Source organism: Bacteroides sp. 90-K9/2, assembly GCF_047310725.1.
GTDB lineage: Bacteria > Bacteroidota > Bacteroidia > Bacteroidales > Bacteroidaceae > Bacteroides > Bacteroides vicugnae.
The window spans coordinates 128,846-155,207 of the sequence record NZ_JBCGVL010000005.1; the positions used below are offsets into that span (position 1 = coordinate 128,846).

At 40.0% G+C, this 26,362-nt stretch carries 20 protein-coding genes and 1 rRNA gene; 12 read left to right on the forward strand and 9 right to left on the reverse strand.

The features are described from left to right. Positions 1 to 27: 27 nt before the first annotated feature. Positions 28 to 1,398: a 23S rRNA (uracil(1939)-C(5))-methyltransferase RlmD gene (rlmD, locus tag AAHJ11_RS13390; RefSeq protein WP_259023465.1), complete on the reverse strand. Its 1,371-nt coding sequence runs from the start codon at positions 1,396 to 1,398 to the stop codon at positions 28 to 30. 247 nt (positions 1,399 to 1,645) lie between these two features. Between rlmD and ppdK the strand changes: the two genes are divergently transcribed. Next, positions 1,646 to 4,369 carry a pyruvate, phosphate dikinase gene (gene ppdK / locus AAHJ11_RS13395; protein ID WP_320948984.1) on the forward strand — a complete coding sequence of 908 codons (2,724 nt, stop codon included), beginning with the start codon at positions 1,646 to 1,648 and terminating at the stop codon, positions 4,367 to 4,369. 202 nt (positions 4,370 to 4,571) lie between these two features. Then, entirely contained in the window at positions 4,572 to 6,068 is a 1,497-nt protein-coding gene (locus AAHJ11_RS13400; RefSeq protein ID WP_007835294.1) for a tyrosine-type recombinase/integrase, read from the forward strand. Positions 6,069 to 6,159: 91 nt separating this feature from the next. On the opposite strand, the gene AAHJ11_RS13405 is transcribed toward AAHJ11_RS13400, so the two are convergent. Continuing rightward, complete coding sequence (locus AAHJ11_RS13405) at positions 6,160 to 6,372, reverse strand: hypothetical protein (RefSeq protein ID WP_032936213.1); 213 nt, start codon at positions 6,370 to 6,372, stop codon at positions 6,160 to 6,162. A gap of 874 nt (positions 6,373 to 7,246) precedes the next feature. Here AAHJ11_RS13405 and AAHJ11_RS13410 point away from each other — a divergent pair. Together AAHJ11_RS13410 and AAHJ11_RS13415 are read left to right on the forward strand one after the other, a co-directional pair. Next, positions 7,247 to 7,633 carry a plasmid mobilization protein gene (locus AAHJ11_RS13410; RefSeq protein WP_007835290.1) on the forward strand — a complete coding sequence of 129 codons (387 nt, stop codon included), beginning with the start codon at positions 7,247 to 7,249 and terminating at the stop codon, positions 7,631 to 7,633. Positions 7,634 to 7,751: 118 nt separating this feature from the next. Continuing rightward, on the forward strand, positions 7,752 to 9,329 hold the full coding sequence (locus AAHJ11_RS13415; RefSeq protein WP_007835289.1) for a relaxase/mobilization nuclease domain-containing protein: 1,578 nt from the start codon (positions 7,752 to 7,754) through the stop codon (positions 9,327 to 9,329). Positions 9,330 to 9,362: 33 nt separating this feature from the next. Here AAHJ11_RS13415 and AAHJ11_RS13420 read toward each other — a convergent pair whose 3' ends face one another. The 7 genes from AAHJ11_RS13420 to AAHJ11_RS13450 form a co-directional block, all read right to left on the reverse strand. Next, entirely contained in the window at positions 9,363 to 9,647 is a 285-nt protein-coding gene (locus AAHJ11_RS13420; RefSeq protein ID WP_007835288.1) for a helix-turn-helix domain-containing protein, read from the reverse strand. Positions 9,648 to 10,283: 636 nt separating this feature from the next. Next, positions 10,284 to 10,391: ribosomal RNA gene (gene rrf, locus AAHJ11_RS13425) — 5S ribosomal RNA — on the reverse strand. Further along, entirely contained in the window at positions 10,392 to 12,026 is a 1,635-nt protein-coding gene (locus AAHJ11_RS13430; protein WP_007835287.1) for an AAA family ATPase, read from the reverse strand. 4 nt (positions 12,027 to 12,030) lie between these two features. Beyond that, a complete protein-coding gene (locus tag AAHJ11_RS13435; protein ID WP_007835286.1) occupies positions 12,031 to 12,618 on the reverse strand; it encodes a hypothetical protein in 588 nt (195 codons plus the stop codon). Positions 12,619 to 12,665: 47 nt separating this feature from the next. Beyond that, positions 12,666 to 15,068, reverse strand: a complete 2,403-nt coding sequence (locus AAHJ11_RS13440; RefSeq protein WP_007835285.1) for a hypothetical protein — start codon at positions 15,066 to 15,068, stop codon at positions 12,666 to 12,668. Next, entirely contained in the window at positions 15,065 to 19,048 is a 3,984-nt protein-coding gene (locus AAHJ11_RS13445) for an AAA domain-containing protein (protein ID WP_007835283.1), read from the reverse strand. The genes AAHJ11_RS13440 and AAHJ11_RS13445 overlap by 4 nt, the downstream gene beginning before the upstream one ends. A gap of 6 nt (positions 19,049 to 19,054) precedes the next feature. Next, entirely contained in the window at positions 19,055 to 19,477 is a 423-nt protein-coding gene (locus AAHJ11_RS13450) for a hypothetical protein (RefSeq protein WP_007835281.1), read from the reverse strand. A 279-nt stretch (positions 19,478 to 19,756) separates the two neighbouring features. Here AAHJ11_RS13450 and AAHJ11_RS13455 point away from each other — a divergent pair, with 279 nt between their 5' ends. The 8 genes from AAHJ11_RS13455 (at position 19,757) to AAHJ11_RS13490 (ending at position 26,355) form a co-directional block, all read left to right on the forward strand. Then, on the forward strand, positions 19,757 to 20,581 hold the full coding sequence (locus AAHJ11_RS13455) for a ParA family protein (protein ID WP_007835280.1): 825 nt from the start codon (positions 19,757 to 19,759) through the stop codon (positions 20,579 to 20,581). 27 nt (positions 20,582 to 20,608) lie between these two features. Further along, positions 20,609 to 21,007, forward strand: coding sequence for a hypothetical protein (locus AAHJ11_RS13460; RefSeq protein WP_007835278.1), 399 nt, complete (start codon positions 20,609 to 20,611; stop codon positions 21,005 to 21,007). A gap of 3 nt (positions 21,008 to 21,010) precedes the next feature. Beyond that, a complete protein-coding gene (locus tag AAHJ11_RS13465) occupies positions 21,011 to 21,628 on the forward strand; it encodes a hypothetical protein (protein WP_007835276.1) in 618 nt (205 codons plus the stop codon). Next, positions 21,610 to 22,044: a hypothetical protein gene (locus AAHJ11_RS13470; RefSeq protein ID WP_007835274.1), complete on the forward strand. Its 435-nt coding sequence runs from the start codon at positions 21,610 to 21,612 to the stop codon at positions 22,042 to 22,044. Before AAHJ11_RS13465 ends, AAHJ11_RS13470 begins: the two co-directional genes overlap by 19 nt. Before the next feature lie 67 nt (positions 22,045 to 22,111). Then, on the forward strand, positions 22,112 to 22,468 hold the full coding sequence (locus AAHJ11_RS13475) for a DUF4134 domain-containing protein (RefSeq protein WP_007835272.1): 357 nt from the start codon (positions 22,112 to 22,114) through the stop codon (positions 22,466 to 22,468). 12 nt (positions 22,469 to 22,480) lie between these two features. Beyond that, positions 22,481 to 22,771, forward strand: a complete 291-nt coding sequence (locus tag AAHJ11_RS13480) for a hypothetical protein (protein WP_005649295.1) — start codon at positions 22,481 to 22,483, stop codon at positions 22,769 to 22,771. Between the two features lie 15 nt (positions 22,772 to 22,786). After that, positions 22,787 to 25,621, forward strand: coding sequence for a TraG family conjugative transposon ATPase (locus tag AAHJ11_RS13485; protein ID WP_264435091.1), 2,835 nt, complete (start codon positions 22,787 to 22,789; stop codon positions 25,619 to 25,621). Further along, entirely contained in the window at positions 25,615 to 26,355 is a 741-nt protein-coding gene (locus AAHJ11_RS13490) for a hypothetical protein (protein WP_007835267.1), read from the forward strand. Before AAHJ11_RS13485 ends, AAHJ11_RS13490 begins: the two co-directional genes overlap by 7 nt. The last annotated feature ends 7 nt before the right edge of the window (positions 26,356 to 26,362 follow it).

Sequence of the window (26,362 nt, forward strand, 5' to 3'; positions counted from 1 at the left end):
TAACCTGTGTAATCTGCGGTGAACTTTTTATCGAAGTTCCAGTAACACAACATTTTCTACATGGTGAGTGTGAGGGAACATATCTACCGGTTGGACGGCTTTCACTTTATACTTCTCATCAAGCAACTGCAGATCCCGTGCTTGAGTGGCAGGGTTGCAGCTTACATAAACAATCCGTTTCGGTTCAGCAAACAAAATGACGTCAACCACATCCTGATGCATACCGGCACGGGGAGGGTCTGTGATAATTACATCCGGACGTCCATGCTGATTGATGAAATCCTGTGTCAGCATATCTTTCATGTCGCCGGCATAAAACAGTGCATTCTTGATATCATTGATTTCTGCATTTACCTTTGCGTCTTCAATAGCTTCCGGCACGTATTCGATACCGATCACCTGACGGGCTTGGCGTGAGACGAAGTTGGCGATTGTTCCTGTTCCTGTATAGAGGTCGTATACCAATTCGTTTCCTGTTAGTCCGGCAAAGTCACGGGCTACTTTATATAAATTATAAGCCTGTTCCGAGTTGGTCTGATAGAATGATTTCGGACCGACCTTGAAACGCAGTCCTTCCATCTCTTCAAAGATATGATCTTTCCCTTTAAATACGTGCACATCCAAATCATTGATGGTATCGTTGCACTTATTATTAATAATGTATAGAAGGGACGTGATTTCAGGGAAAGAGTCCGCTACGAATTGGAGTAACTGCTTGAACAGTTCCATTTCGTGCTCTTCCGTAATCTTACAAATAACGATCACCATCAGTTCCCCGGTTGAGGATGTGCGTACGATCATATTCCGCAGCATACCTTCCTGCGTGCGCAGATTGATGAAAGAGTAATCATGCTCGTAAGCATAGTCACGTATTGCATTCCGGATGCGGTTGGATATATCATCCTGCAACCAGCATTTCTCGATGGCCAGCACTTTGTCAAAGGCTCCCGGAATGTGGAAACCCACCGCATTCATCTGGTCATATTTCACATCCTGACGGACTTCCTCATTAGTCAGCCAGCGTTTGTTTGAAAAGGTGAACTCCAGTTTGTTTCTGTAGAATTCCGTTTTGGCAGAACCGAGAATCGGGGAAATTTCGGGAAGTTCGATCTTTCCGATACGTCTCAAATTATCTTCCACTTGCTTTTGCTTATACCTGATTTGCTCCGAATAGGGGAGCACTTGCCACTTGCAGCCACCGCATACGCCATAGTGTTGGCAGAAAGGAACAGCGCGATTGGGTGACAGCTCGTGAAACTTCACCGCTTCAGCTTCGGCATATTTATTCTTTTTACGCTTGATTTGCAGGTCTACCACATCACCCGGCACTACATAGGGAACAAAAATCACCAGGTCGTTTACTTTTGCGATGGCTTTTCCTTCGGCAGCCACATCCATGATTGTTACCTTCTCCAATAAGGGAAGCTCTTTTTTCTTTCTTGCCACTTTTACACCAGTCTAATAATTACTTTGCAAAAGTAGGTATTTTTTTTGGAAAAAATTCGGGTATATAGAAATATTCCGGATTGTAATGTCGAAATTGCATTTTGATAGAAAGTTTTTTCGCAAAAAGTTTTCAAGTTTGCGAAATATCCTTAGATTTGCGAAAAGATAATAGTCATAATGTAACTTTAAACACAATATTATGGATAAAAAAAGAGTTTATACCTTTGGTAATGGTCAGGCAGAAGGAAAAGCTGACATGAAGAATTTGCTCGGTGGTAAGGGAGCCAACCTTGCTGAAATGAATTTAATCGGAATTCCCGTCCCTCCCGGATTCACAATAACTACAGATGTTTGTACGGAATATAATACGCTAGGGCGTGATAAAGTGGTTGAGCTGCTGAAAGATGAAGTAGTAAAAGCGATCGCCCATGTGGAAGCGTTGATGAAATCTAAATTCGGTGACATTGAAAATCCTTTGTTGGTGTCTGTACGTTCCGGTGCACGCGCATCTATGCCGGGTATGATGGATACGATTTTGAATTTGGGATTGAATGATGAAGTGGTAGAAGGAATTATCCGTAAGACTGGTAATGCACGCTTTGCATGGGACTCTTATCGTCGTTTTGTACAGATGTACGGTGATGTGGTTCTGGGCATGAAGCCTACCAATAAAGATGATATCGACCCGTTTGAAGCCATTATCGAAGAGGTGAAGAAAGCGAAAGGGGTGGAACTGGATAACGAGCTGAAAGTGGAAGACTTGCAGGAACTCGTAAAGAAATTTAAAGCTGCCGTGAAGGAACAGACGGGAAAAGATTTCCCGACTTGTGCATACGAACAACTGTGGGGAGCTATCTGTGCCGTATTTGATTCATGGATGAATGAACGCGCTATTCTTTACCGTAAGATGGAAAGTATACCTGATGAATGGGGTACGGCTGTCAATGTACAGGCTATGGTATTCGGTAATATGGGTGATACTTCGGCTACAGGTGTGTGTTTCTCACGTGATGCCGGTACAGGTGAAGACCTTTTCAACGGTGAATACCTGATCAACGCGCAAGGTGAAGACGTTGTGGCCGGTATTCGTACTCCGCAACAGATCACCAAAATCGGTTCTCAACGTTGGGCTGTGTTGGCTGGCGTTACCGAAGATGTTCGCGCGGCGAAGTTCCCTTCCATGGAAGAGGCAATGCCGGAAATTTATAAAGAACTGGATGCTCTTCAGACCAAACTGGAAAATCACTATAAAGATATGCAGGACATGGAGTTCACCGTACAGGAAGGTAAACTTTGGTTCCTTCAGACGCGTAACGGTAAACGTACGGGTGCTGCCATGGTGAAGATTGCTATGGATTTGCTCCGTCAGGGCATGATTGACGAAAAAACTGCTTTGATGCGTGTGGAGCCGAATAAACTGGACGAACTGCTTCATCCTGTATTTGATAAAGATGCTTTGAAGAAAGCCAAAGTGCTGACTCGTGGTCTTCCGGCTTCTCCGGGTGCCGCAACCGGCCAGATTGTATTCTTCGCCGATGACGCTGCTGAATGGCATGCTGCCGGTAAACGCGTGGTGATGGTTCGCATCGAGACTTCTCCGGAAGACTTGGCGGGTATGGCAGTTGCCGAAGGTATTCTGACGGCTCGTGGCGGTATGACTTCTCATGCTGCTGTGGTGGCTCGTGGCATGGGTAAGTGCTGTGTATCGGGTGCGGGTGCATTGAATATTGATTATAAGAACCGTACTGTAGAAATCGACGGCGTTGTTTTGAAAGAAGGAGATTATATTTCTTTGAACGGAAGTACAGGTGTGGTATATAATGGCAAGGTGGAAACGAAAGCTGCAGAACTTTCCGGTGACTTTGCAGAATTGATGACATTGGCTGATAAATATACCCGTTTGCAGGTACGTACGAATGCGGATACTCCTCATGATGCGGAAGTCGCCCGTAACTTCGGTGCGGTAGGTATCGGTCTTTGCCGTACGGAGCATATGTTCTTCGAGGGTGAAAAGATCAAGGCAATGCGTGAAATGATTCTGGCAGAAAATGCGGAAGGACGTCGGAAAGCATTGGCTAAGATTCTTCCATACCAACAGGAAGATTTTAAGGGTATCTTTAAAGCAATGGCAGGTTGTCCGGTAACTGTCCGTTTGCTCGATCCTCCTTTGCACGAGTTCGTTCCTCACGATTTGAAAGGACAGCAGGAAATGGCAGATACTATGGGGGTGAGCTTGCAATATATCCAGCAGCGTGTAGAATCACTGTGTGAGCATAACCCGATGTTGGGTCACCGTGGTTGCCGTCTGGGAAATACTTATCCTGAAATTACACAGATGCAGACACGTGCCATCTTAGGTGCTGCATTGGAACTGAAGAAAGAAGGAGTGGAAACTCATCCGGAAATCATGGTTCCGTTGACTGGTATCCTGTATGAATTCAAGGAGCAGGAAAATGTAATCCGCTCGGAAGCAAAGAAGTTGTTTGAGGAAGTGGGAGATAGTATCGACTTCAAAGTTGGTACAATGATCGAAATCCCGCGTGCTGCTTTGACTGCCGACCGTATCGCTTCTTCTGCCGAGTTCTTCTCATTCGGTACAAATGACTTGACGCAGATGACTTTCGGTTATTCTCGTGATGATATAGCTTCTTTCCTTCCTGTTTATCTGGAAAAGAAGATTTTAAAAGTGGATCCGTTCCAGGTTCTCGACCAGAATGGTGTGGGACAATTGGTACGTATGGCTACAGAAAAGGGCCGTGCTATCCGTCCGGATCTGAAATGTGGTATTTGTGGTGAACATGGTGGTGAGCCTTCTTCTGTGAAGTTCTGCCACCGGGTAGGTTTGAACTACGTTAGTTGTTCTCCGTTCAGAGTGCCGATTGCCAGACTGGCGGCGGCGCAGGCTGCTATTGAGGAAGCATAAGCAATATAGGATAATATTTGATTTAGGCTGTAACGAACTGTTTATCAGGCGTTACAGCCTAAGTTGTTTTTAGGCGGTTCGTGCATTTGTCCGCAAAAAATGAGCCAAATAAACGGTACTTGCATACACCACGCATACACTTTTGAACAGTGGCGCATACACCAACGCATACACCATTTAATAACTTATAAATCAATCTGATATGGCAACATTTAAAGTAGTCGTAAGAAAAAAGAGAGCTGACGGATTTTATCCAGTGTACATTCGTGTTGTCCACCGTTCAAGAATGGGTTATATTAAAACCGATAAACTCATTACGGACAAGCAAATCACCAAGAATGGCGAAATCAAGGATATTGTGGTCAACGAATATTGTTCACGAGAAATCCTACGTTATAGCGATATGATAAACCGTAAGGATGTCTCAAATTATTCTGTTGCTGAACTAATTGAATTCCTTATCCATTCAGATGAAGAAATATGTTTTAGTGACTATGCTACAAAATTCATTAACCGTATGGCCTCTGAAGGACATGAACGTAATGCTAAAAACTATCGCCTGGCTGTAAACCACCTCGAAAGATATTTGGGAACAACCAGAGTAATGTTTACCTACTTGTCATCTTCTGTTTTGACAAGATGGATTAATAGCCTTTCGTTAACGAACAGGGCGAAAGAAATGTACCCTACTTGTTTAAGACAGATATTCAAAAGGGCACTTATAGAACTGAACGATGAAGAACGTGGTATCATGCGAATCAAATACAATCCTTGGTTAAAAGTATCCATTCCAAAATCTGACAGTACAGTTCAAAGAGCCATCAGTGCAGAGGCGTGTAGAGAGTTTTTCAATCGTCCCCTACCGGAAACCAAAATGATTTCCTCTCTTCCGGAACTGGGCAGAGACGTGGCACTTCTATCCTTGTGTTTGGGCGGAATAAACACCGTAGATATTTTTGAGCTTAAAAAAGAAAACTATAAGGATGGAGTTATCGGATATAAAAGAGCTAAGACAAAGCACAGCCGGAAAGACGAAGCCTATATTGAAATGCGTGTGGAACCGTTCATTCAGGCCACATTTGACAAGTATCTTTCAGACGAGAATGATGAATATCTTTTCAAATTCCATAAACGTTACAGCAATCCGGACAGTTTCAATGCCAACGTAAACATTGGAATCAGAAAGATATGTGCCGATATGGGAATGAAGAAGGAGGATTACTACTGTTATTATACTTTCCGTCATACATGGGCTACAATTGCCCAAAATGACTGTGATGCCAATCTGTATGAAGTTGCTTTCGGCATGAATCACAGTCATGGACTGAATATAACAAGAGGCTATGTTAAGATAGACTTCACTCCTGCCTGGGAACTAAATGCCAAAGTGATTGACTTCATTTTCTTCAGCAGCAAGAAGAGCAAGCAAGGCAAGGCACGTGACTTCGAGACACCGGCAGACAAGATGTTCCGCATCACAAAGAAGATGATGATCTATGGCCGTGCATATTTCAAAGGTGACGTAATCGGTGAAATAACAGACATTGGTTTCAGTAATGTGGACCAAGTTATCGACAGACTGGTTGAACAGTTACCCAAGGATATTCCTACCGGATGTATGGTTCAGTTCCGTCTTATGAATTGTGATTCCAAGAAGGAAGTTGTATATGAAAGAAGCAAGGGAAAAGGTTTCATGTAATCGGCAAAACTGAACAAGCAATTAACACAAAGGGAGGATTCTACTTATCTTTATCAGAACCGTACCATTTCTCATATTGGTGCGGTTCTTTCTATTTGTCCGGTTGATTCCAGGGCATAATTTCACGGCCTATAATTATAGCAAAGACAAGTACGATGAGCTTCCATATAAGTATAAAGGTTTTCTTAACCAGCCATACAGCCAGACGTATGGCAATCCTCAAAAGCCAGAATATCAACTTCAGGAGCAGTATACCGATAATAAGTACCGGCAGCAGATATATAATCAACAGCAGTTCAAACATAATGTGTAATATTTATGAGTATAAGAGCTTATTAATTATATAAATATACTAAAAATCAATGAGATACAGAAAATTGCACAACACTATTTTCTTGTTATTCGAGTAGATTTTTTACTGATTATCTGTGTTATATCACCATGATAACAAGGTATCTTCAGACTCTGATTACAGGGTTATTCTACCTGAATGTTTCTGCAATACAGTTCAGATAAAATAAGATTTCCTGATAGCCATTTCATCAGCTGAATTAGCTACATAATTATATTTTCCCTTTTATTGGGATTCCAATAACTTAGATAAGCAGGTTACTTTTATCATGCTATCATGGTATCGGGACTACATATTATATTGGATATAGGTTTTATGAGAACAATAGCCATTTATCCCAGATAACTACATCTTCTGTGTTTTTGAAACTTTGGTTTATCAAACCATATATATCGCAACATTATTTTCTGATTACTGAGATTCGTATTGTTCTAAAATTGAATAATACTTATAGCATCTATTTCTGAATACACGAAAATTAGTTTGATAAGTTTTAGGACTCTATACAACAATATTCCGCTATATGGATATTCCAAGACAACCGGATGCTACAGCACATGGTTAACAGGAATATGCCTCCAAAGAATTGTGTTGTTGATTTCGGTTTGCAACGGCTTTCTCTGGTAAATTTGGGTGTAATAATCATTCCCGGAAGGTATTGTTCTGACGTGCAGAGTTTTCCAAGCAAGTTGTACTTTTGTGGCCACAAAACTCCGTTTCGTACTCACAAAAGTAACTTGCCGAATGCTGGCGCATCGGAGCGGCAGGCCGCTGTTTCGCATGGCGAAAGATGGTCCGGGAAACCTAACCACCTTTGTATTCAAGCATGAAGAATCAGAGAAACAAGTACATCAAGGTAAGAATGACACCGGAGGAAGTACAACAGTTTAAGGAGAAATCTGCCACCTATTCATCTGTGAGCCATTATATACGCTCGGCATTGGCAGAGTATTCAAATATTGGTACCAAAAGGCAGCTCGAACTGATGAATGATTTGGGTTTGTTTTACCGGAAATATCAGAATGAACTTTCCTGGGCTGGAGGAAACCTTAATCAGTCGGTTAAACGTGCCAATGAGCTTGCGGTAGCCGGTTTACTCACACCCAGCTATATTCAGGAAGTTCTGTTACCGGTTATTCTTGAAACTCAGGAAACATTGAACCGAATAAAGAAAGACCTTGATTCTCTGACACAGAAAGCTGTCAGAATCTGAATTGCAGACTACACGATATTCAATCATTTCAGATATTATTATTGCGTAACCGTAGATTAATGAGCTTGAAGTATTTCGGTTACTCAGTCACTTAAACCTTGATAAATAAAGATTCAATATGATAGCAACCATATTACCGGGAAGCACGAACTTCCATGCTGTCGGTTACAATGAATATAAAGTATCGAAAGGTATTGCACGGCTTATCGAGATTCAGAATTTCGGTTCACTCGGAACTTTTCACAAACCTACCCCAAGTGAGTTGGTCGGTTATCTCCAGAAGTACAGTTCACAGAACAGCAGAATCAGGAAACCGCAGTTTCATGTGGCCATATCATGTAAAGGTCACGAAATGTCGGAAGATGAGTTGCTGGATTTTGCACACCAGTATCTCAAGGAAATGGGATACGGAGAATCCGGTCAGCCATTGCTTGTTTACTCCCATTATGACACAGAGAATACCCATCTTCATATTGTCACTTCAAGAGTGGCACCTGATGGAAGAAAGATTCAGCACAGTCATGAGCGCAGACGTTCTCAAGAAGTCATTGACCGTATTCTTGGTAACGACAGGAAGAAGAAAACGGAAGATGACATTAATTTGGCCAAGCAGTACACTTTCTCTTCATTTGCCCAATTCAAGTCTATAATGGTTTCCATGGGATATGAAGTCTATCAGAAAGATGGAAATGTATTCGTCAAGCATGGTGGAAAGGTTCAGAAGGAAATCCCTTTTACTGAAATAGAAAGTCTTTTCAAGAGCGGTTATCGGGAAAGGACACGTTGCCGTCAGCTCAGAAGTATATTAAAGAAGTACCGTGACGTAAGTTCCAACAAGGAGGAACTACAGAAGGAACTGAAAACGAAGTTCGGCATTGACATTGTATTCTTCGGCAAGAAGGATGCGCCATACGGGTATATGCTTGTTGATCATGCAAACAAGACCGTCATTCATGGTGCAAGAGTGCTGGCTGTAGAGGAACTCCTGGACTTCACTACTCCTGAAGAGCGGTTCAATCGGATAGAGGACTATATTGACCGATTACTGACACTTAACCCCAAAATTACCCAGAGTGAAATATACAGTAAAATCAAGAAACAGCGTGCCTATATCAAGAAAGGCATCATCTATTTTGATGGCCAAAGCCGATCGTTGAAACCTTTTATGGCAGAAGCTATCGACCGTAATAACCGTATAGACATGGTTGAAATGTTCAACCCGGCTACTGAGGCTGAACGGGATTTGCTTTGTATAATTTTTAATGTTTCCCGGACAGATCTGGTAGATATATCTCCGGAAAGAACACACTACTACACAGATGCAGTGAACCGTCTACGTGAGATATTCAATGATGAAACTATTTCATCCGTCAGGAGTAAACTATATGAAGAAGGTTTTACTGTCCGTCAGGAGGAAGATACAACTTATGCCATAAATTTCGGGCAGCATATCATTATAAATCTTACTGAAGAAAACTTCAATCTTGAACGGCTAAAGAAACAGTCTGTGAAGCAAATTGAACGGCAAAAATACCAGCAACAAACAAAGTCGACTTCACATTTCTCTGGCAAGACCAAGCTGCGTGATGTAGGTGGTGGCAGTCATAGCGAGAAACGTGAGTGGGAAGTTGGACAGAAAGGTAGCTATGATGATATCGATGATGGTAATTCAATGAAAAAGATAACATTATATTAAGTGACAATAGGAAAGACCTTACCACTCAACCCATTACTTTTGGACATGTTTTTGTGCAACTGTTATTGCATCATAACTTATTTCATCTTCAGCGCCTACCGCATCAAGAACTTTATCTGCTAACCACAATGTCAACATCTCTTTCACGTCTTGATGCAAGTATTCTGCAAGCTTAATCACCTGTTCACGCTTTGCTCGCCTATCACCTCGTTCAATCTTACTGAACATAGGTGTGTCTATCTCCAATAGTGCTGCCAATTGTCGTTGCAACACGCCCTGCTTATCTCTGAGTTCTCTAATCCTATTTCCAAATAACATAATGTTATGTTTAAGTTTCGATATTATATTGATTTACTACTCTGTCGTTAGTTTCGTCTAATTCAGACGGAATATTATTTGAGAAATTAAATCCGTCCATCTGTTTTGATTAGTTTATTTAATTTCATTTCTTTAAACAAATCAAACAAAAGCATAGAGACGTTACTTATCTGATCTCCCTCATTATGTCAATTATATTAAAGTTGACCATGGTTCGCAAAAAATATTCATTGCGATAGTGATACTGATATCCATACGTGGCAAGAGCCTTCTATAGAAGGTCAAGTATAAAGCAACTTCCATTGGTATAATACACAGATATCACTACTGTATTATTTTAGTTCTAATTCAAGCATATATTATAAATGAGCCTTTTACCCTCATGCTCAGGAGGTCTGCTTAGAGAAGAGATATCAGAAGTATCATAATTGATACCCAAATTAAATCAGCGAGTCGCTTACCCAATTGTTTCTAAAACTCTTCCCCAAAAGGAGATGTCTTTTTAGGAGCAGCCCCTTTGTTGCGAGACTGCTCAAACTATACATCACCATTGTTCAAAAAATAAAATTTATCGAACATAATTCTGTAAAATTTGATAGTTAGTGCATCACATGTTATCATCCCTGTTTGCTTCCGGGCTGGCATTCACTTACTCTCCCGCATTTGCAGTACCATCAGCATAAACGCATTTCACTTCTCTGTTCGGAATGGGAAGAGGTGGGACAACGTTTTGTTAACGCCTAATTATATATTGTTACTTTTACTATCTTTCTCAGAAAACCCCGAATCGAATGAGCGTTCCAGTTCCAATTCTGGACGAGTTAGCAGAATTGGCATTTCCATTCTATTTTCTAAGACAATCTCTTTAGAAGCATTTTTAGCTCTTGAAACAGCAAATTTTCTAAGATCAGTTATCTGTTTCTCCATAGTCTTAGAAAGAGGTACGGTATTTTTGATAGCATCCAAAATATGTATCATCTGTAATTTGGGAGCAATATTAGATTCTTGTGATTCTACATATGCAGTAAACATAGCTTCCTTTACACATTCTTCAATTTCTGCTCCATTAAATCCTTCAGCTTTTTGGGCTAAAATATCTAAAGCAAATGAAGATACATTTTGACGATTTTTTTGCAAATGTATGGAAAAAATATTCTCTTTTTCTTTCTGACTTGGAAGATCCACAAAAAAGATTTCGTCAAATCTGCCTTTTCTAAGTAGTTCTGGAGGTAGTTGATTAATATTATTAGCAGTTGCCACAACGAATACAGGTGCTGTCTTTTCCTGCATCCATGTTAATATTGTAGAAAATATTCTAGAAGTCACACCACCATCTGTAGCTCCACTTGATTGTACACCGCTAAGACCTTTTTCTATTTCGTCAATCCATAATACACATGGAGCAACAGCTTCGGCAGTTGCAATTGCTTTTCGAATATTATCTTCACTCGACCCTACAATACCCTGAAAGACTTTTCCTACATCTAACCGAAGTAAAGGCATATTCCAACTAGAAGCAATACTTTTAGCTATTAAGCTCTTTCCGCATCCTGGGACACCCAACAAAAGCAAGCCCTTAGGCTCTTTTAATCCCCAATCACGAGCTTCCTTGTCATATGCTAACTGCCTTTTTTTAAGCCACTCCTTTAAATTTTCCATACCTCCGACATCTTTTAGACTTTCATTTTTGGGAAAGTAATCCAAAATGCCCGATTTCCTAATAATCTGCTCCTTTTCAGAAGATACAGTAAAAGGAGACTTATCGTCAAAGCCATCCTTAACAGAGGCAAGGCAGTAAGCTAAATCTGCCTCCATTGATGTCATTCCTAACGCAGCATCTATCAGTCTATTTCTTAGGTTTGTTTTGAGTTCAACTTTTGACTGCTTCGCCACTATATCCAAAACTTCTCCCAATTCATTACGTTTAGGAAGTGGTATTTGTAATACAGTAATATACTTTTCCAATTCAGCAGGAAGTCTGTAAATTGACGATAGAATAATTGCATGGGTATTGTTATTTGTTGCTTCTGCAATTTTACGGAACATCAATTTAACTTCATCCCTTTCAATATGATTATTTATATCATCAAGAACAAATATATTTTTCTCCCCAGACTTTTTTGAGTTAAGAATATAAGCTAACACTTCAAGAGGGTTTTGCATACGCTCAATTCTTTTCTCTGTTTTATCAGGTAATATCTGAACAAGTCCATATACACAATCCCATTGATAGTAATTTACTTTCTTACCTTCTCTACGCAACAGCTCTACAATACCTTTAATCTTTTGTTTCGTTCTGTAGTATTCGTAACTATGAAGATATAATACAGGGTAGTATGCCCTAATCATTAGGATAAGTTTCTGAAAAACATCTTCCATACTATTATGAATTTTGATTTAAATTAATTGTTCTACGAGGCTTCATTTTACTTAAATATTTGGCAGGAACAGGCTTTTTTGTCATTACACGTTTGTTACCTAAATGCTGCTCCAATATATCCATAGCTTCATGAGCCTTTTCGTTTATATCATTTGGTAAATAGTCAGAATCTGTTATAATGGTCCCGTCTTTTAGTATAGTAAATTTAATAGAGGCAAAAGGTTCATCTTCTAGTGGGTCATACGATTTTGCCTCCATATAAAAACTAAACCTTTCTTCTTCTGTAGGTGTAAAAGTATAATTCGATCTATAGGTAAATCCGTATTTTTCAAATTCAGAGATTAAAGCATTTTTCGAGTATTCAGCATTGAGCTCTTGAAACTTTTCCTTTAATTCTTCTACTTTTACATATGCATTTGGCATATAATAAGTATTGTAAGTAACCTCGTTAGTTGACACATCTAATCTCAAGGCAAACTCACCATTGAAGTTAGAATCATTTCCAACTTCAGTAACCAATAATATATTGTTTTGCAAAGAATACTTCCATCCTAACGTCTCACATGCAGCCATTAAAACATTAGCATTCATTATTTGAGGGTTTCGTACAAACCTAGATGATTCAAATCTTGACATAATTATAATGAAAATAACAATTCTTCAATATTTTTTAATGGATCATGGTAATCATCTTTATTCAAAAAGATTTTATCTGGAAGCAATTGCTTTACCAATTTATTACCTAATCTGATATTATAAAAAGCATACAACTTTTCATCTATAGCTATAAATACACGAGAAGCTCCTTCTTGTTTATCTTTTAATATGTTGTATTTGAATAGTTTCCTTAATTCTGAGCTGCTCAATAAAGCAATCAACTTATCCTTCCACTTGTCCCCAATATTTGCTTTTATAGCATTATCGTATGACGACAAGTAAAAGAGAGCTGTGAGATGTTTTATAATAGATATTGAATCTGTGGGCTCTAGTTCATAGAAGGACATTGTTAAAGATAAAATCCTATCATAGGATTCTGTATTACCTACATCATTCTTCTTTTTAGGATTATATGAATCACTTGCATTATTCACCTTTGACTTCATTGTAGATGAATTAATTAGCTTCTGTAAGTGAATAATTACATTTTGAATATCATCACTTATGATAGAACCATCACATGCAGATGATAATTTAAACAATTTTGCCCTATAAAAACCAACCTCTTTTTGAGATAGGCCATTTGACATTTTACTCTCAATTTCATTCTTTAATGCCTCTATCTCTTTTGTAAGCAGTTCAGATTTTGCCAGTGCTCTACGTTCCTCAAGAATATTATCGTAATCAATAAATAATTCCTCAAGGTTAGCATCTTTTCTAAAATACTCAATCTTCTCATTTTTGTAGTTTTGTACATCACCTGAAGGCAATTTGGAAATCTCTTGCAATGCTTTTTCAATGTACTTTTCTGCAAATTGTTTCTTTGATAAATGATATTGATTAATTGCAGCTTGATAATGAGCTAGACACATCTCTTCTGTTCTAACATGAGTGATATTTTTAGGTGTCACAGAAAATGATAGAACGTTAAAACTCCCTGTAAACAATACACATTGACCATTTTTTACTTCAATAACATTCTTCTTATGGAATGCAGGAAGCTCAACATGAAAGAACTGCCTACCGTATTCAGTTTCCAAAGTTTCAAGTGCTTTTTGGGATTGGTTTCCTACCATTTTATCCTTGTGGCTATCAAGCCCTTCATCTGGAGAAGAGTATGATATGAATACTTTACCTCCTTGTTTAAGATAATTCTTGATTAAAGGAAGCCTATTGCGCATAAATGTACCATCTGCTACCCATGGACTGGATAACCAAATTTCATCAGGTTTGTCAGTTTGGAAGATATTATGCAATTCGGATTCAAATGCAATAGTATCATATAATGCACGTTTATGAAGCCTTTCTGAAAGGTCATTAGAATTAACCTCCTCTGTCTTTTTATTTTCTTCATTTGCTATAGATTGCTTATCCTCTTGCTCAATAAGTTTCTTTTCTGCCGTAATAATATTTGCCACATCTTCCTTTACCAAAGGATCAGACTTGGCAAGGTCTAAATCATTGTAAATCGTAAGGTCTTCACTCTCACTTGCAGCTTGAAGCATTTTGGAAAACAAAGTCTGTTTTAAATCTCCATCATCTTCAATTAATTGAGATAACTGAGGCAAAACACTCTGTGTAATATCGTCATAAACAATAGCCCTGACTTGTTTTGTTCTAATGCTCTGAACAAAACAAACTATCAATTCGTACTTATAAAAATTGTGATTTTGTGGGTCTGCATTCTGAAGAATAAATCTTCCCTTTGAACTCTGCATATTTGATGCTTGTATCTCAGAAAGCGCTTTTATTTCTTCAAAGCTTAGAGGGGTTAAAGATTCTTCCTCTTTTAAGAAATCTGATTCATTGATAAGTTGAATATCATCAGATGGGATACAGTCACGTAATCCTGCAAAAGAATGATTATTATTTAAATACCAAAGTTCAAAATCGGAACTAAATGATTTCATTCTCTCACCATGAGAGGCAAATTCTTGTCCCTGTTCCGTGATAAAATATGCGGACTCGTCGCCCGTCACAAGATTGTATCGAATCATAGAGTCAATAGCATTACGAATCATCTTTTGTTCAGCAATGTCATGCTCTATATCCAATCCTAATATTTTGCCAATATTGGAAAGTGATGTTTGTCCGTCAATACTAATTATTCCAACAATGGCTTTCTCAAATGCTGAAATTTTTTCCGGTTTGTTTGTAACTCCTTTATATAACTGAGCTACAAATTTAATAGTATATGGTATATATCCGATAATGAGTTCAGATATTGCTTTATTTTTATCAATGACATTATTGAGGCGTTGATCCAACGTCTCTTCAATAGTTTCCTTTTTGTCAAAATCCTCTTTTAGAGGTTGTGACTTAAACTTCTTAGACTTTGGGGTAAAATTTTTGTTTCGTCCCTTGTTATATGTATTTTGTTTCATCTTACCAAATGTTGAAGTTGTTTAATATCAAAATGGTCCATCTCATCAATTGATTTTTTATAATGAGCATTTTCTCTAAAGAAGTCTCTATTCCCAATGACAATTAGAAGTCTTCTTGCACGAGAGAAACCGACATTTATACGCCTAATATCTTCAGCAAATCCGTAATGCTTCTCTTTATTGCTTCTCACGGTTGAAATTATGATTATGTTACGCTCCATACCTTGGAACTTGTCCACTACATTAATTCTACAAGGAAGTGACTTGTCAATTTTTCCATCCTTGTACATTTCTTTAATTTTACCATATTGTGCTCCATAGAAAGTTATTATACCTATTTCTTTATCTTCTGGTTTTTCTTGAGAATCCATAAACTTTTGGAAACCGTCTGCTTTTTGCAAGGCTTTAATGACTGTTTTAATAGCATCTAGTTCACCGTAATTTACATATGATGTAGAGCCACTCGGCTGGCTTTCATATGTATTTACATTAACCCAAATAGCATGTGTTTGTGGTTCAATAAACCCAGGAATAGTAAGTCCATGATAACGACTTCCTCTAGCATTATATTGTTCATTATCCATGTCTTCATCAGCAAGTCCACATTTCAGACCTTCTTCAAGTTCTTCACTATAGAAATGACCAATCGTATCCATAATCTTTTTATGCATTCGGTATTGTGTATCCAAAGTTGCGACTATTGATGGTTTGAGTTTGAATGCTGTTCTAAATAATATTTCAAATTGTGACTCCTTGAAGCTTTCGATGGTTTCTGCCAATACTTTTTGATTTGCCTTTTTCAAGGATGTTATGATGTTATTTTCATTCATCATCGGTGGAAGCTGTTTATGGTCACCTATGATGATGATTTTCTTTCCCCATACCATAGGTACAGACATCTCCAATGGTGTAGCCTTACTTGCTTCATCCATAATAACAACATCAAAAGCATTCTCATTGTTACCAAACAAATATTTATATATTTCTTGAAGTTGTTTGGAGCCACATATACTACAAGTGGCAGCAACAAGATTTACATTACTCTTATATGCTTCATAGAAATACTCTCTTGTATTGCGATCTCTGACAGTAAGATCCCTCTTCCATTGATTTATAACAGATGCATACTTAGTATCATCTGTCATGCCTTTAAGAATGGAGTCTATCCAAATGTTTGTACCATTGTCTTCATTCTCAGCACTTGGTTTAATACACCAATCTTCCATAAAGTCCAACATGTACCTTTTTGCTTCTATTCCGATTTCTTTCTCCGTTGATGCATTCTGGATTCGTACAGGTCTAATACCTCTACGCCCCTGCAATCTTTCAAGAGCATTGTCAACTGCAAGGTTAGTTTGTGAAGTTAGAAGAATCTTCGAATCAGGTTTCTTAAGTATTTGTTGCCATATAATCTCTGCAATAACAGTTGTCTTACCTGTACCAGGAGGGCCTTGAATAATTGCAATATCAGGAGCAGAAACAGCTTTTGCTACAGCCTCCAATTGCTTATCATTAAGGAACTTTTCAATTTTTGTTTCTGTTATTCGTTTCTTAACCTCTTCAAGATTCTCATCAAATTCACCTGCATATCTGGGATCAAATAGGAAGTCACATAATCTTGGATTAGCAGGTGCAGGAATCCTTTTAGTTTTTGAATGTGGATAGAACTGGTTTGGATTGGTAATTCGCAACATTGAATCGGCCAATCTTTGTAACTCAGAAGATTTGCCAACCATTGGAAATTGCAAGTAGTCTCCAACATGTATAAATCTCTCAACTCGTCCTTGGGCATTGCGATCCTCCATGTATTCAATAAATTCTGAGCTAATTTCAAATTTAATACTATTGAGTTTTCTTCCAATGCATTTTCCTAGCTTCAAAGCATTTTTCAGCATTTGAGTTCTGTTATTTCTCAGTTCTTTAATTTCATCATAATCCTGATACTCTTCCTCATATGCCAAATCTATCGCTTCATTAATAGCATCATATTCATTAGCCTTGATGAGATTTACGTTCTCATTTATATAACCATTTCTAAGATTCTTTTCAAATTTTATATTTAATTGATGGTCAAACTCAAAAGACAATATAGTTTTACCTTCATCATTTAAATCATATTCATTTGTAAGCAAAGATGGGTATAAAGTTATACTAGAGTTGATAGCATCATGAAATGAAGCTAATTCTTCCAACTCAGTATACTCAATAGTGTAATTGAGAACCTGACATGTTTCATCATTTTCAAAAGAGGCTGTAAAAGAAGGAGCAATCTCAGTTATTTTTTCCGCTACCTCCTTATAAACTTTCTTACAATAGCTAATATCATCACTTAATAATTTGATAGCAACAGAAGGATGATATTCCGGTTCTTGAATACTTAAAGATTCACCACAATGTTGGCGAACTTGAGAAAGTAATTCTATATAGTTGTTATAATCAGCTGGATAAAATTCAACCAATCCTGATGCTGCTTTAACTCTAATCCGTTTGTTAGAAACAAATTTTAACTGCATTTCACGCAACAATCCCTTATTCGGAATTACAAAACAGCCATAGTCGTATTCTTTTTTTATGAAGGTCTTATTATCATATGCAGCAATAACCTTCTGGTGCATCTCGTATGCAGTGTTGAAAAAAGAATAAGAATCATTAGAAGTAAAAATATATGAATTCCCACTTACAGAAAGACCTTCAATTTGCACATCTGGTCTAAAATCTGTAGGTGTAAAGATAGCTCTGCAAGCAGCAATTCTTATACTTTGTATTGCTTGAGAGTTAAAGTTAAGATAACTTTTTCCCTGAGTTTTTATAAGTAGTTGACCACTAACAGAATCAAGTACATCTATCACTCCTGGCATTTCTTTAATCTCAGATATAATTGAAGCTATATTTTGGTTGCTTTTAAACGATGCGACTATAACAGTCCTGCGTTCAGTTGTCAATGTTTCAGGATAATCAGATTTTATTAATTCTTCTAGATATAACGCTTGACTATCATTGTTAAAGGTATATACCCCATCTGCATAGCTATAGTTCGGATCATAATCATTTAGGTTTGAATTTATACTCTCCAACAAATCATCAAGATTTTCTGACGACTTAAGTGTTAAACTACCAGAAAGAATATGCTTTACATCTTCAGCTACTTTATAGCAGTTATCAGCAGCTACATTTGATAACTCTTCAAGAATTTCTTCTGTTATATCAACGTAACCGACAAATGATATTTCTCCTTTATTATTTGTTACAAAATCTATATTAGGATTACGGTATTTTGTAGCTTGAACACTTTTTATAGCTGAAGTCAATCTTTCCTGAAGAGTTGGAGCTTTAACTTTTAATGTTAATGTATTATACGTGCGGTCATTATAGTGCTCTTTCTCTATGCTTCCGACTTCTTCTACAATAAATAATTCCTTCTTATCTGTATTTAAAGCTCTTTCACCATCAATATATGCTTTCCACATTTTTCGAGATTGTTCTCTATTTATCTCTCTTACTGGTTCTTTCAAGGAAAGAAGACTAGTACAGAAATCCTTGATTTCACGATATGATGTCATAAGGTCATTGCGATCGAGGAAATCCATTAGATTGTGATTAATATATTCTTCAGCCATGAATTTCAGATTCATGCTCTTATATTCAGAAGAATCAGTTGGGACAACAAATTCCTCGTCTGAGATATAGTTTAACGAGAATTCAGTTAGATTTTGTCTTGGCGTAACATATATAGATAACTTCAATTCTTCGATAATAAACTGATATTTTCGAAAGTCTTTCTTGTTCTTTCCTTTATAAATAATTTTGCATTGATGGACACCAAGAATAGATTCGAAGATTTCTTTTGCTGTCTGAGTTGTAGATTTAAGATAATTCTTGCTACACTCAAAGGCTTGTTGAGAGTATACAATAATACATGGTGTTGACTCCAATACCTCTGTAAATAATTCTTCCGTGAATGTTCTATCTAATTCAGCCATATTATTTTATTTTAGATAAACTATACTTATGTTTCGGTCGTACATATTTAATTGAGCACGTATAATTTCTTCATTTTCAATAAGTAAAACTACGCCATAATCCGCAAATGAAGTTCCCATGCTATCATACCCATAACCACGAAGTTGAACTATATTGTCGCTAACATTAGTAATGCGCATACGTTTTGGAGACATCTGTATATTGTTCTGCCACAAAGGATGTATACCGTCTAAGTTAAACATAGTGACTGTATATCCTTCTCCATCTTCAATATTTTTTTCTATGACTAATCTTCTGTTTGCTCCATAGTTATGGCCAGATATATCTTGATTATTTTGAAATCTTACGTGATCTGAAGAGGTGAAAGCAACAGAACCTTTTGGTGGGAAATTATTGCCTTCTATGAGATTTTTAATGAATTTATCCATTGTTATTTATTTTGGGTACAAAGTTAATTAAATGTCCAAAAAGTGACAAGTTTATATTTGTACAATGTATGAGTATTGTTACACGAAATCACACGACATAAACAACTATTGTACAATGTAATGTACTATTGTAACTTTTATAGTTAAATAAAACATGCTATTCAAATTTCATCTATCTGAATATTCCGGTTTATCCATCCCAAATCACAAATGTGTTGCACATTTCTTACCTGAAAATCTTGGTTAATACATTTGTCACAAAATCAATCAATACTTGAAATGATACAGACTCCGGTTATAGTGACATTTGCCAATCAAAAAGGAGGTGTAGGAAAAACTACCCTTTGCGTAACCTTTGCCAACTATCTGGTGACAAATGGTGTAAGGGTTGTAGTGATTGACTGCGACTTCCAGCACTCCATCATGAAATGCCGTAAGGCTGACATCAGAAAATATGGCGAACAGGAAATGCCATACGAGGTATGGGCATATGAAGCCAACGACAAGGCGATGATGACTTCCCTTATGGAGAAGCTGCACAACGATCCTGAAATCGACGTTGTACTTATGGATTCTCCCGGCAGTCTGAAAGCGGAAGGGCTGATACCCATATTCGTCAACTCGGATATCATTATTGTTCCATTTCACTATGATCTGATAACCGTTCCGTCCACGGCTAGTTTCCTCATGTTTGTTGACCGGCTGAAAAAAGCTGTCGGTGAAAGGATGAAGGCCAGACTCTTCATCATTCCCAATTTGAACGACGGAAGAATCGGCAAGCGTTCAGAACTGCTTATCTGGGACAATGCAAGGGATACCTTCTCCAACTATGGATACGTCACTGCGAAGATTCCCAAACGTGCGGATATGGAACGGTTCAGCACCATGGCGGCACTGGATATGCAGGCCGCTATCGTTACACCGGTCTTTGACAAGGTCTATCAGAGTATCTTCGATACACTTCAACCGATAAGGGAAAAAGAACTCAAAGGCATACAGCTGACGGAAAATCTGAATCCCAAACCTAAGAAGAAAAAGAAGGCACAGCAGTCTGATGAAGCTTCACAGGACAGTAACGAAAATCAGAATAAAGAACCAGAATAATCAGTAAACTTCAATAACCATAGCACTATGAGTAAGGATATACCGGAAATAGATGACCTGACAAGAGGCATCAATGATTCAGAACTTATATTGACGGAAGATACCGTAGAAACACAGGTTGAGCAAAGAGAAAATAATAATGAAACACAGGAAAAGGATACTGCTGTTTCCTTTTCGGATACAGGATGCTGGGATGACTTCATGGAATTCCTTCAATCGGACGGTTCGGGAACGGACAAAACTGAAAGGCTTGTCTGCAAGCTTGACCGTGACCTTGCGGATTCACTGGACGACTGCGATATACATGGCAGATGTCGCTCTGACCTGGTGAATGCCATCGTAAGGGCATTCTTCAAGTCATACCTGCTACGTCTGGCAGAATACAGAAGGGAAAAGAAATCTTTGTTTAACAGTTATAATCTGTAGGATATGAAAAAGACAGACTGGACTGACAGGATGCTGGCCGCTCTTGTCGAGCTGTATCCGGTAGAGACCACAGCCTATACCGCTGCCGTTCTTAATCTGAGCGAATCGACCGTCAAGCAGAAAGCCCGTGAACTTGGACTTGTAAAAATGGCCAAATCCAGATGGATGGAGCGTGCCGACTATATCAGGAACCACTTTCAGGAGTGTTCCTTCTCTGAGATAGGGAAAGCTCTCGGCATTACCCGGATGAGTGTCGGACGCATAGCCGCTGCACTCGGACTGAAACGCAGCAGTGAAGAGAAACACCTGATTTCCTCACGTATCCGTACCCAGATGGTAAAGAGGGAAAGACGGCGTATCGTCTTCGGACTGGAACCCATAACCGGTATCCGTGTCATTTCAAACAGGGCGAAGGTAAGGGTGCGCTCAAACATGAAGTCAAACGGATACATCATCAGTGAGGAACACAACGTGATTTATTATACCGGCACTACGGAACGCAGGGAACGTCTGGAAAGCCGGGGTATCAGACTGGGACTGCATATCCTTCCGTTTCCGGAGGACTGTTCCGCTTTTTCATCCAACATCATATTACAACAGCCATGCAGTACGGACAGATAGTATTCCTTCTCTTCGTGGCAATGGTATTCTACTATGCGGCAATGATTTTCATGGACTTCCAGAGGGCAAAGGCCGCACAGAATGCCGAGCAGGACAGCCATAATGAAGAGGACATTGACATATCGGAAGAGGCACGAAGCTTCAGACCGATAAGAATAAACCGGGATGAACCTGATTCCAAAGAAGAAAGTTCAGAACAGAATAATACAGGGAATCCCGAACCTGAGAATGAAAATACTGATTCTGACGGTACAGAGAAATCTGCATCCAAATCAGAATCTTCCAGACACGTTTACCGGGAGGCCATCATGACTGACGGCATTCTGGTTGAGAATATCATTCAGGAAATAAACAGACTGGCAGAGACCGGTACAAGTGACCTCGGTGCCGTTATCTTCAGCTGTGAGAATGCCTGATATTATATACCGTTCCTTTAGTGACATCTGTTTCTTTGGCGATGAAATCATTTAACATTATTCAGAAATGCAGATAATAAAGAAAAGTGCCCGGAATCTTACGGAACGTTTCATCGGTTCAAGTTTTGGACAGAAGTGTGTGGTGGCGGCAATTGCACTTGTTATTTCCACATCCAATGCAATGGCAGGAAGCAAGGGTGCAGCTGGTTTTACCAAGGCCACTCAGGAAGTCAGTTCCTACCAGACTCCGGTATCGAACCTGATGAAGGCCATTGCAGCCGTTATCGTCCTGGTCGGTGCCTTCAACGTCTATTTCAAGATGCAGAACGGAGACCAGGATGTGAAGAAGACCATCATGCTTACCATCGGAGGCTGTATCGCATTCATCGCACTTTCGGAAGCTCTTCCGCTGTTCTTCCAGTAATCCTTACCCGGCATGACAATGAATCAGGAAGGATACCCTGTGTTCAAGGGATTGCAGAAACCGCTGGAGTTTATGGGCATACGCGGCCGTTTCCTTACTCTGGCAGCGGCAGCCATAGGCGTATCATTCGTAGGCTTCATCGGTTTCTCAATCGCCTTGGGGAAGGTTGCAGGTTTCATAGCCATGATGGTCATGGCACTGGTGGGACTGATAACCATCTACATCAAGCAGCGTGGAGGACTCCACAACAAGAAAAGGGCAAGAGGCATCTATATCTACAGAAGCCTGAGAAAAGAACAGTAAATCACTTTATACAGTATGGCACACAAAAGGAAAAGAATTTTTGACGGACTCTATGCGCAGCTGGAGGAGACGGACGGCAATGTCGTGCTGTTCTCGGCCAGAGGCGAGCCGTCCGTTATCTTCGAAATAACCAATCCGGTCCAGCAGCTCTGTACGGATGCGCAGCAGTACATGCTGTTTCATGACGTGCTATCCAATATCCTTCAGACCATCGGTGAGGGATATGCACTGCAGAAGCAGGACATTCTGTGCAGACAGGCATATCATCATGACGTACCGGACGATGCGGAGTTCCTGACAAGGAGCTATTTCAGATACTTCGAGGGAAGGGAGTTCACAGAGATAAGGACTTTTCTTATCCTTACCCAGGAGGCTCAGAAGAACCAGTTCATCCAGTACGACCCGAAGAGATGGCTCGATTTCCATTCCAAGGTATCAAAGACGGATGATATTCTGACCGAAAAGCATATCCGGCACAGAAAGCTCGGCAAGGAGGAAGTCAGCGAGTACTGTCACCGTTTCATGGCATTCCAGTTCCGGCACGGACCGTTCTCAATGACCAACTTCAAGGCTTCGGACGAATATCTCAGGACTGGTGACCGTATCATCCGTTCCTATCCGCTGGTGGATATTGACGAGATAAACCTGCCTTCCATGGTAAAGCCGTACACGCAGATGAACATCAACGGATACGGAATTGCTACAGACCTGCTTTCTTTCCTTACCGGCGTCCCCTACTCGGACTGTGTGGTGTTCAACCAGGTCATTCAAATACCAGGACAGAGGAAGCTGCTGCGTAAGCTTCAGGCCAAAGCGAAGCGTCACGGTTCCATGCCGGACCCGAGCAACCGTATTGCCAAGGCTGACATTGAGGAAGTGCTGGACAGGCTGGCCGTTGACAGTACCATGCTTGTGTACTGCAACTTCAACATTCTGGTGAGCTGTCCCCCTGACAAAGTAACTCCTGTAACTTCCTTTCTGGAGACAAAGCTGTATGAGTGCGGCATCATGCCGTCAAGAACAGCCTACAATCAGCTGGAGCTTTTCATGGACAGTTTTCCCGGTAACGGCTATGCTTTCAACCCGGACTATGACCTGTTCCTGACGCTTTCGGATGCTGCCCTGTGCTTTTTCTTCAAGGAGCATCTGAAGGAGTCTGAGGATACACCGCTGACCACATACTACACCGACCGTCAGGGGTTACCTGTATGTATCGACATTACCGGCAAGGAAGGCAAGAAGAAAATGACGGACAATGCCAACTTCTTCTGTATCGGCCCTTCCGGTTCCGGCAAGTCGTTCCACATGAACAATGTGGTACGTCAGCTTCTGGAACAGAATACGGATGTGGTCATGGTGGATACGGGTGATTCATACGAAGGCATATGTGGATATTACAAGGGTACATACATAGCCTACTCGAAGGAGAAGCCCATTTCCATGAATCCATTCAAGGTCACGAAGGAGGAATATGAGCTTAATTTCGGGGAGAAGAAGAACTTTCTCAAATCGCTGATATTCCTGATATTCAAGGGTAACGCATTTCCAACAAAGATTGAGGACATGCTGATAAACCAGACCATCGTAGAATATTACGAGGCCTATTTCAATCCTTTTGAAGGGTTCAGTGACAGTGAGCGTGAGGCATTGAGGCAGAAACTGCTGGTCGCCGCCAAGATGGAGGATGACTATGAACAGTACACGCACAGCATGGAGGACATCGACAGGCAGATAAACACGGAAGAGGTTCAGGAGAAGGCTGAAAGCCGTGCCCTGCTGCTGCCTTCTGAAGTACGCCGTCTGAAGCTGATACGACAGTGCCGTTCACTGACTGCTCTGATTAATGATGAAGCGGCCACAGAATCGGAAAAGGAACGTGCACTTGCCATCATAGAAAAATATAAGAGGGAACTTTATAACAATTCCATGCTGATTAAGATAGACAGGCAGATTGACCACATGGAGGAACAGAAGCGCAGGCTGAAGGTTCAGGAACTATCGTTCAATTCCTACTATGAGTTTGCCCTGGAGCGCATTCCGCAGATTACACAGCTAGAGAAAATCAGTTTCAATATACATGACTTTGCGGCCATACTGAAACAGTTCTACCGTGGCGGCGAACTGGAGATGACGCTGAACTCCGACCTCGACATTAATCTGTTTGACGAGCGTTTCATTGTGTTCGAAATAGATAAAATAAAGGATGATCCGGTGCTTTTTCCGATTGTGGTGCTTATTATCATGGACGTGTTCCTGCAGAAGATGCGTATCAAGAAGGGACGGAAGGCTCTTATCATTGAAGAGGCATGGAAGGCAATCGCTTCACCTACCATGGCAGAATATATAAAGTATTTGTATAAGACCGTCAGAAAGTTCCACGGAATAGCCGGTGTGGTTACTCAGGAGCTTAATGACGTGATTGATTCCCCTATTGTGAAGGAGGCCATCATCAACAACTCGGATGTGAAGATTCTGCTTGACCAGACCAAGTTCAAGGACAGGTATGAGGATATTGCAGCCATTCTGGGACTCACTGACATACAGCGTCAGCAGATTTTCACCATCAATGCGCTGAACAACCATGAGGGAAGAAGTTACTTCAAAGAAGTGTGGATTTGCCGGGGACAGCACTCGGATGTGTATGGTGTGGAGGAAGCACCGGAATGTTACTGGGCATATACTACAGAACGTACCGAGAAGGAGGCACTGAAGATTTATCTTGCCCGGTACGGTACGCTGCAGGAGGCCATCACCCGTATTGAGGAAGACCGCAAGGCTGACGGAGGGCTTCTGTATCTGGAGTTTGCAAGAAAAGTCAACCAACATCAAAAAGTTATGTCACTATGGTAAAATTCAGATTTATGCTGATTGCTATACTGCTGGTATCGGCATCAGCCAATATGTCTGCTGCATGGAGAATCGTATTCGACCGCAACTGTCTGAAGATTGTCATGGCCAATACCGCTTCACAGAAAGTTATCGAGGAACAGCACAACCAGCGTGTGGATACCATTGCAGCAAAGAAGCAGAAGGTGGAACTCTATACGGTAAGCATGGCTACCATGAAGGAACTATACAAGCTGAGCATGGAGAACATATCCGGTTTCGGGACTGAAAGTCTTTATTATAAGGAAATAGGCCTGTGTGCTCTGGATATTCTGCGAAATGTTCCGGTACTTGTCAGCACGGTAAACAAGGCCAAATTTTCAAACAAATTGCTCTGTCTGAACGAACTCGGCAATCTTGTAGCGGAAACACAGCAGCTGGTCGGCAACTTCGTCAATATCGTGAACAATGCCAGGATTCCCAATCCGTTGCAGGGACAGGCCACTGCCGAAAAAAAGGATGACGGCTACAACCTGCTGGACAGGTATGAAAGGCTGACACTGGCCAACAGCATCTATACTGACCTGAACAGGATACGCTACAAGGTGGAAGGGATGGTTCTGATGGCACAGTATGCCACTGCAAACGACCTCTTCTTTGCCATTGACCCTGAAGGATGGGCAAATGTGGTAACCATGAAGAATCATGTGGGAAATCTTGTACAGGACTGGAACGGACTGGTTGCTTCAAATTATTAACCTTTCA

Coding starts and splice junctions, on each gene's coding strand:
- AAHJ11_RS13400 (WP_007835294.1), top strand. CDS start 4,572: ATGGCAACATTTAAAGTAGTCGTAAGAAAAAAGAGAGCTGACGGATTT.
- AAHJ11_RS13455 (WP_007835280.1), top strand. CDS start 19,757: ATGATACAGACTCCGGTTATAGTGACATTTGCCAATCAAAAAGGAGGT.
- ppdK (WP_320948984.1), top strand. CDS start 1,646: ATGGATAAAAAAAGAGTTTATACCTTTGGTAATGGTCAGGCAGAAGGA.
- AAHJ11_RS13410 (WP_007835290.1), top strand. CDS start 7,247: ATGAAGAATCAGAGAAACAAGTACATCAAGGTAAGAATGACACCGGAG.
- AAHJ11_RS13490 (WP_007835267.1), top strand. CDS start 25,615: ATGGTAAAATTCAGATTTATGCTGATTGCTATACTGCTGGTATCGGCA.
- AAHJ11_RS13475 (WP_007835272.1), top strand. CDS start 22,112: ATGCAGATAATAAAGAAAAGTGCCCGGAATCTTACGGAACGTTTCATC.
- AAHJ11_RS13445 (WP_007835283.1), bottom strand. CDS start 19,048: ATGGCTGAATTAGATAGAACATTCACGGAAGAATTATTTACAGAGGTA.
- AAHJ11_RS13405 (WP_032936213.1), bottom strand. CDS start 6,372: ATGTTTGAACTGCTGTTGATTATATATCTGCTGCCGGTACTTATTATC.
- AAHJ11_RS13480 (WP_005649295.1), top strand. CDS start 22,481: ATGACAATGAATCAGGAAGGATACCCTGTGTTCAAGGGATTGCAGAAA.
- AAHJ11_RS13415 (WP_007835289.1), top strand. CDS start 7,752: ATGATAGCAACCATATTACCGGGAAGCACGAACTTCCATGCTGTCGGT.
- AAHJ11_RS13460 (WP_007835278.1), top strand. CDS start 20,609: ATGAGTAAGGATATACCGGAAATAGATGACCTGACAAGAGGCATCAAT.
- AAHJ11_RS13435 (WP_007835286.1), bottom strand. CDS start 12,618: ATGAATGCTAATGTTTTAATGGCTGCATGTGAGACGTTAGGATGGAAG.
- AAHJ11_RS13420 (WP_007835288.1), bottom strand. CDS start 9,647: ATGTTATTTGGAAATAGGATTAGAGAACTCAGAGATAAGCAGGGCGTG.
- AAHJ11_RS13465 (WP_007835276.1), top strand. CDS start 21,011: ATGAAAAAGACAGACTGGACTGACAGGATGCTGGCCGCTCTTGTCGAG.
- AAHJ11_RS13470 (WP_007835274.1), top strand. CDS start 21,610: ATGCAGTACGGACAGATAGTATTCCTTCTCTTCGTGGCAATGGTATTC.
- AAHJ11_RS13485 (WP_264435091.1), top strand. CDS start 22,787: ATGGCACACAAAAGGAAAAGAATTTTTGACGGACTCTATGCGCAGCTG.
- AAHJ11_RS13450 (WP_007835281.1), bottom strand. CDS start 19,477: ATGGATAAATTCATTAAAAATCTCATAGAAGGCAATAATTTCCCACCA.
- AAHJ11_RS13430 (WP_007835287.1), bottom strand. CDS start 12,026: ATGGAAGATGTTTTTCAGAAACTTATCCTAATGATTAGGGCATACTAC.
- AAHJ11_RS13440 (WP_007835285.1), bottom strand. CDS start 15,068: ATGAAACAAAATACATATAACAAGGGACGAAACAAAAATTTTACCCCA.
- rlmD (WP_259023465.1), bottom strand. CDS start 1,398: ATGGATGTGGCTGCCGAAGGAAAAGCCATCGCAAAAGTAAACGACCTG.